The sequence below is a fragment of the Bradyrhizobium sp. MI1.4 genome, assembly GCF_055811315.1.
The window spans coordinates 30,308-36,047 of sequence record NZ_JBVVPP010000069.1 but is presented as its reverse complement, the minus strand read 5'-3'; the positions used below and the strand labels follow the sequence as shown (position 1 = coordinate 36,047).

Here is a 5,740-nt window from a genome sequence, read left to right as displayed (position 1 = left end):
AACCCCAGGTGATGGACGATGTGTTCGAGCCGTGCCGTCCGACGCCGTCGAAGCGGAACGACGTCTTCTCCGAACCGCTCCGCGAAGATCCGCCGGCGGCAATGCGGCACCTCGCATGTGAAGCGCCGCGTGAGTAATCGGAGGCGCACCTTTCTGCCCGCTGATGGCAAATCGGCCACGTGCCGGATGTAGCGGCTATGGACTCGGCGCGATAGTGTCGCGCACAAAGGGCACTGGGCCTCCGCAGTCTCTGACCGAACAGCCAGAATAACCGAATCCTCTGAATCACTTACGCCATCAAAGACCAAACCACTCGGTACTAGCGATGAAATTCGAAAGCCTGTCCGCATGGCGCCGATTCTCCGTTGAAGAACCACGGTCGCCGGCGAACTTCATCAGAAATGAGTCAGAGCCCCATTAGGATGCCGATCAGCCCCCGGACCCCAAGCCGCTACAACCTCTCGGCAAGGGGCGATTCGTCCTATTTGTACGCCACAGCTACCCAGCAGCCATAGCCGCGCTTAGGATTTCTTTCTTGCTGGAGATGGCTGGGATCTTATCGCCTCAGACCGATCATGGTTCGGGGCAGAGGCATGCGCGGCAAGGACGAAAAGGCTCGGATCGAGGCATTTGGGTCTCCAGATGACAGCAAAATGCCGCTTGCCACGAAGCGCCGTCGCAAGAACCGTGGCATCCCGCCGCCCGCGACGTTCGATATCGATACACTGCCGGGCAGCTCTAATTTGACGGCATTGGAGGCAGCCGCGGTCATCCGGCGCACCCCCGGCGCCCTAGAGCAGTGGCGGCGCGATCCGAACCACCCGCTGAAATGGCGCTACGTCGATGGCCGGCCCCTTTATCGTGTCGATGCGGTGCGGGACTATCTGGCCAAGTGCGAGAAGACGACTAGGACGCCTCGGCCGCATAATGCTCACGGAGACGGCCGAGCAGCTCGGCCTTGATCGGGTCAAGCGGATTCGTCCGCTGCAGGCGCACGATCTTCCCGATGCGTTTCGCGCCAACCAGCTCTGCAATGTAGTCGTGAGCCGCCTCGAACGCCATCTTGCGGATGATCCACTGTTCGTCGTGATTGTAGACTTGATCGATTCCGCTTGGCTTCTGCCCAACACACAACCGCTGGATTTCGTTGTCGTAGCCACAGCGCGACATGATGGTGCGCAAACTGCGCCTTAGGTCATGCATAGTGAACTTGGCAACGCCCGCTTCCTTGACCAGGCGGTTGACCATCTTGGTGAAGCCCGACATCTGCCCACCGGTCTTCGGTGACGGGAAGACATAGTCGGACGTTGCCCGCTGGAAATGTTTCGCGGCCGTGAGCACCTCGTCAACCAAGTGAGTGCGCGGCACATCGTGGTGCAACCCCATTTTGGCCCACGCCGCATCGAAGGTGATCCGGTCGTCCATGATGTGCTTACGCCACTCGATCATGGTAGGCTCGCTGCGGCGCGGGCCGCCGAGCAGGCACATGCGTGCCAGGAAACCGAAAGCCCCGAGCTTGCCGGATGCATCCCAGACCTTGATGATTTCTTCATCGGTCAGTGCGCGGCCCTTTGCTCGGCGCCCGACTCTCTGCGCACGGGTTTCTTTCGGCGCGCGATAGCCGGCGAGCACGTTGTGCTCGACGTAACCTTCGCCGACGCACCATTCGAGAAAAGTATGCACGTGCTTGCGCAAGTCCTTGGCTGCACCGCGCTTGCCAGTCTTTGCAATCTTCTCGACCGCAGCCATGATCTGCCGTCGCGTCAGGTCCCCCACGCCGCTCTCGGCGTGATCCTTGAGCCCGCGCCGCAGCGCCGACATTGCTGGCTTCCAGTTGACGACTTGGCGTTCGGTCAAAGACGCCTGGTAGGGACCATCTTCAACAATGAGGCTCGCGAGCGTGGTGCACTGCTTCTCGGCTGCCTGTTGCCGCCTCGCCTCGCGCTTCGCATCGTTAGGGTCTAAGCCCTTGACGACCTCGCCTGCGGCAATGGTGGCGGCCTTGCGCGCTGCCTTCTCATTATATTTGGGCCACGCGCCGAGGGTCTTGCGCTGGGTTCCCCTCACCCCCGGCTTGGTGAAGAGATAGACCCAGGTCCGGCCACCGGTGGCGCGCATGCGCAAGGCGAGGCCGGGCAGCTTGTCGTCGTGGAGATAATGCTGCGCCTTACCCGACGGCAGCGTTGCGTCGCGGATCACTGCATCGGTGAGTGTCAGCTGGTTGGCCGGCTCCGTCATGATTCCTTCCCTCTCTCTGTGCCCCCGCGCGCCCCGCAAGAAGGGCGGTCAGCCCTCGAACAGAACCGGGGCTCAGACCTTCCCCTTGCCGTGTGCCCGCGCAGGGAGAACCCACAGACCCAAACAGAACCGGGTCTCAGACCTCCCCCCGTTTTAGTGCCCCAGGGGAAAATCCCCGGCGGGCACAACGGGGGCATACAAAATGTAGCAAGGTCAGCTATGGGCTCTTATGGGCAAATAGGGCCATAACCCTCGTCAATCAAAGGCATTTTTACATACTAACTATGGCCGGATTTGGTTGGCTCGGGTCTACGGATTGTGGTTCACACGGGAGAGGTCCAAGGTTCGATCCCTTGTGCGCCCACCATTCACCTTCCTGAACTATCATTTGTTGCGGACGATAACCGACGCTCGGCGGCTGACTTCACCCGTCCAAATCAAAAACATCGAAAACAACCCCATGCACAGTAGCCGACCTCAGTCGGATCAATGTTACGGGATTGCGACTTTTCCGAAATAGAATTTGACTCGTCGGGCAAAACACCGGCATGATGGCATCATTGCAGGGGACCTGAAGCGCGATCGCATCAAGCTTCACGCAACCCGCGCCGGCCGCCAGGCGGCGTAGAGACCGACCAGCGTCCCGATAGTAACCAGCGCTGCGGCCAGCAGCAGCTGCAATTCTCCATCGTCCGTGGTGCCTACGGACGACACAAGTCTGGTCACCACGACGAACAGAATGCCCACAGAGGCTGCTGCGCCCACGCCGAGATAGGCGAGCTCGCGCGTCAGGTTGCGGCCGAGGAGTCCGAGTGCCGTGAAATACATCGCGCAGGCGTTGGGATGAAGGAACAGCGCAATTCGCGCGTAAGGACCGTAGGCGTCGAGGAGGGACTCACACCGGTTCAGTGCCGCCTTTGAGGCAATCCGCTGCAACAGCGGTCTGAAAAAACGAGCCTGTCCGTAGCTCAGAACGGCGCCCAGGATGATGGCCAACCACGCCACGATGAAAACGGAGACGTCCGCGGGCTTTGGATTGAGCGCCACGGACATCAGGATGAGAGCGGTTCCGGGGAAATAGCCAAAATACGGGAAGACCGCCTCCAGCAGCACGCAGACGAATATGAAGGCCGGAAACCACGCCGAGCCGGTCGCATCCTGGACGACGGCGTTCAGGTCGAAGAGATTTGTCCTGTACAGGACGAGGTACATGCACATGGCCAACCCGGCCAGCGCGTAAAACGGCAATGCTCCCGACAGAAACCGCCTCATCCAGCTATCGCGCCTTGTTGCGCGGACACAGCGGAAACCATCGATAAACGCCCCCTACCCAATCGACAAAATCTCGATCTCCTGCGCACCGGACCCCACGACATCCCCGACCGCCTTCCCCATCAACGACTTCGCCACCGGTGCCACGAATGAGATCGTGCCGGCCTTGGGATCGGCTTCGTCCTCGCCGACGATGCGATAGGTTTGCACGCGGCCATCGGCGCGGCTGAACGTCACCGTGCTGCCGAAGGCGACGACATCGGTCGAGGCCGGGGCGGGAATGACCTGCGCCGTGCGCAGCCGTTCGGTGAGATAGCGGGCGTCACGCAAGGGCACCGCCGACTGCCGGCGCTTTTCGTTGACGTCCTCGATGGCTTGCGCGGCTTCATAGGCCTCGCGCGCGTCCTGAAGCTTCTTTTGCAACGCCTGCAAGCCTGCTTCCGTCACGAGGTTTGGATGCGGCGAGATCGGCCGATCCGGCAACAGCGTCTCGGCGGCGGTTTCCGCGCTCTCTTCCTTGGTAAAGGCAACGCTCAAGTCGAAAATCCTGTCGAACTGTTCGGGCTCACGGCCCGCGCCTTCGCGCCGCAAGCAATCGCGGCGGGCAGAAGCTGGCGATCATCCCGGATCATATCTCAAGTACGACGAAACGGCGCAGCTTGAAAACGATGTCCGGCATGGCCTGCCGGAACCGCGTGGCATCCCGGAACGTGGTCGAGAACGGCGCGAAGGTGATCATCGCGTTCCAGTGCCTGTAGCCGTAGACCGTGACGGAGGCGCCGGTCGCCGGAAAATTCTCGAGCTTGCGCAGCTCACCCAGGACGAGATCGGCGATCGCTTCAGCAGGCAGCAACTGCTTGCCATCAGGTGTCGTGGCGATCTTCGCTGGCGGCTCGACTGACTTCGCGGGGGCCAGCGCCGCATCGAGCGCGTTCTCGGAATTTGTTTCGGGCTTGTCCTCGAGGTTGGCCGGCGGCGTATCGGCGGCGGGCAGCTCGACCAGCTCAAATCCGTTCGTCGGCGCGGTCGGCGGCGGAACCTCGATGACCGGCGGCGGCGCAACACTGTCTGCGGCGCGCCTGTTGCCTCCCAGGATGCTGCTGATCATCGCCACGAGGCCAGCATCCTTCACGTCGTCACTCATTACTCCCCCCAGGCTTCGACCTACTCTAGCACCGCTCGCGCGGACCGCCACTGGGGATGTATGGCCGGATTCCGTCCGGCCAAGGTCCTATTTCACGCGATGGCATTGGCGGCGCGATGCCCGATCACGCCGCGCTGCCGTGCGATCCGTCACTGCTTATCGAACGGAATGTATTGTTGGTATTGCTTCGGCACCGAGCTGCGGTAGCGCGCGGGCACCGTGCCGCTGTCGACCGAGTGATCGATCTCCTGCTGCCGCGTCATCTTCTTCTTCGCCGGCTTCTTCGACGCACTCTTTTTGGAGTCGGTCGGCTGGCTGGAGGTGTCGCTGGTTGCGCCCGGCGCGGTCGTCGTCGTTGCCGGCGCGGCGGTTGTCGTCGCAGACGCCGCGGTTCCGGCGGCGGCTGGTGCGCCCTGCGCCAACGCGAGTGGTGCCTGCATGAGAAGCGCCAGCGCTGCTGTCGCAGCCAGCAAGTATGATTTCTGCATTAGAACCTCCAAAATACCTGATCCGAATAAGGCAAGCGTATTTCTGCGGGATCGACGCGTGCAAGTCCGTTCACGATAGGCTCGAACCCCATGGTGAACTGTGGCCGAGATCACATTGCCGGCAGCAGGCTGCGTCATGATGTGCCTTGTCGCGAACGCAAAGCATTCTGGCGACACCAATACAGGCATGACTGCGCAACAGACGAGCCAGGCTCGCTGGCATTCCCACCCACTCGCTCTCGAAGGAGACTGACATGCGTCGCACCATCCTCACTCTCGCATCGCTCGCGGCCCTGCTCGCCGTAGCATCCCCGGCAGCCCAGGCACATCCTGCGAACGATCGATATTGCATCCAGGGCCGCTCGTGGGGTTACCCCGGCAATTGCCAGTTCGCCAGCTATCAGCAGTGCCTCGCTACCGCCTCCGGCACGTCGTCCTATTGCGGCATCAACCCGCGCTACGCGTTCTCGCAGCAGCGCGACTACTGACGAATTGGCGGCGTGCGCGGATTACGCGCGCGCCGCCCCAAATTTTTGGGGAAGACGCCCCGCACCCCCCCCCGGCCGGCGAATTGAAACAGTGCGAAGCCCCGTGCGGC

The 5,740-nt window shown here is 61.9% G+C and carries 7 protein-coding genes; 1 reads left to right on the top strand and 6 read right to left on the bottom strand.

Translation table 11 applies throughout. The features are described 5' to 3' along the window. From AC0L23_RS36740 to AC0L23_RS36715, 6 genes are all read right to left on the bottom strand, one after another. On the bottom strand, nucleotides 1-350 hold a 350-nt coding region (locus AC0L23_RS36740), incomplete at its 3' end, for a transposase family protein (protein WP_473358155.1). Between the two features lie 556 nt (nucleotides 351-906). Continuing rightward, the gene (locus AC0L23_RS36735; RefSeq protein ID WP_473358154.1) at nucleotides 907-2,238 is read right to left on the bottom strand and encodes a tyrosine-type recombinase/integrase; all 1,332 of its coding nucleotides are present in this window, start codon (nucleotides 2,236-2,238) and stop codon (nucleotides 907-909) included. Nucleotides 2,239-2,832: 594 nt separating this feature from the next. Beyond that, nucleotides 2,833-3,510: an SNARE-associated domain-containing protein gene (locus AC0L23_RS36730; RefSeq protein WP_085360457.1), complete on the bottom strand. Its 678-nt coding sequence runs from the start codon at nucleotides 3,508-3,510 to the stop codon at nucleotides 2,833-2,835. Between the two features lie 54 nt (nucleotides 3,511-3,564). Next, nucleotides 3,565-4,047, bottom strand: coding sequence for a transcription elongation factor GreA (greA, locus tag AC0L23_RS36725; protein WP_085349620.1), 483 nt, complete (start codon nucleotides 4,045-4,047; stop codon nucleotides 3,565-3,567). Between the two features lie 91 nt (nucleotides 4,048-4,138). Continuing rightward, nucleotides 4,139-4,654, bottom strand: a complete 516-nt coding sequence (locus AC0L23_RS36720; RefSeq protein WP_085349548.1) for a hypothetical protein — start codon at nucleotides 4,652-4,654, stop codon at nucleotides 4,139-4,141. A gap of 149 nt (nucleotides 4,655-4,803) precedes the next feature. After that, complete coding sequence (locus AC0L23_RS36715; protein WP_085349549.1) at nucleotides 4,804-5,142, bottom strand: hypothetical protein; 339 nt, start codon at nucleotides 5,140-5,142, stop codon at nucleotides 4,804-4,806. Nucleotides 5,143-5,396: 254 nt separating this feature from the next. Here AC0L23_RS36715 and AC0L23_RS36710 point away from each other — a divergent pair, with 254 nt between their 5' ends. Further along, complete coding sequence (locus AC0L23_RS36710; RefSeq protein WP_007596464.1) at nucleotides 5,397-5,630, top strand: DUF3551 domain-containing protein; 234 nt, start codon at nucleotides 5,397-5,399, stop codon at nucleotides 5,628-5,630. The last annotated feature ends 110 nt before the right edge of the window (nucleotides 5,631-5,740 follow it).

Coding starts and splice junctions, on each gene's coding strand:
- AC0L23_RS36735 (WP_473358154.1), bottom strand. CDS start 2,238: ATGACGGAGCCGGCCAACCAGCTGACACTCACCGATGCAGTGATCCGC.
- AC0L23_RS36730 (WP_085360457.1), bottom strand. CDS start 3,510: ATGAGGCGGTTTCTGTCGGGAGCATTGCCGTTTTACGCGCTGGCCGGG.
- AC0L23_RS36720 (WP_085349548.1), bottom strand. CDS start 4,654: ATGAGTGACGACGTGAAGGATGCTGGCCTCGTGGCGATGATCAGCAGC.
- AC0L23_RS36715 (WP_085349549.1), bottom strand. CDS start 5,142: ATGCAGAAATCATACTTGCTGGCTGCGACAGCAGCGCTGGCGCTTCTC.
- AC0L23_RS36710 (WP_007596464.1), top strand. CDS start 5,397: ATGCGTCGCACCATCCTCACTCTCGCATCGCTCGCGGCCCTGCTCGCC.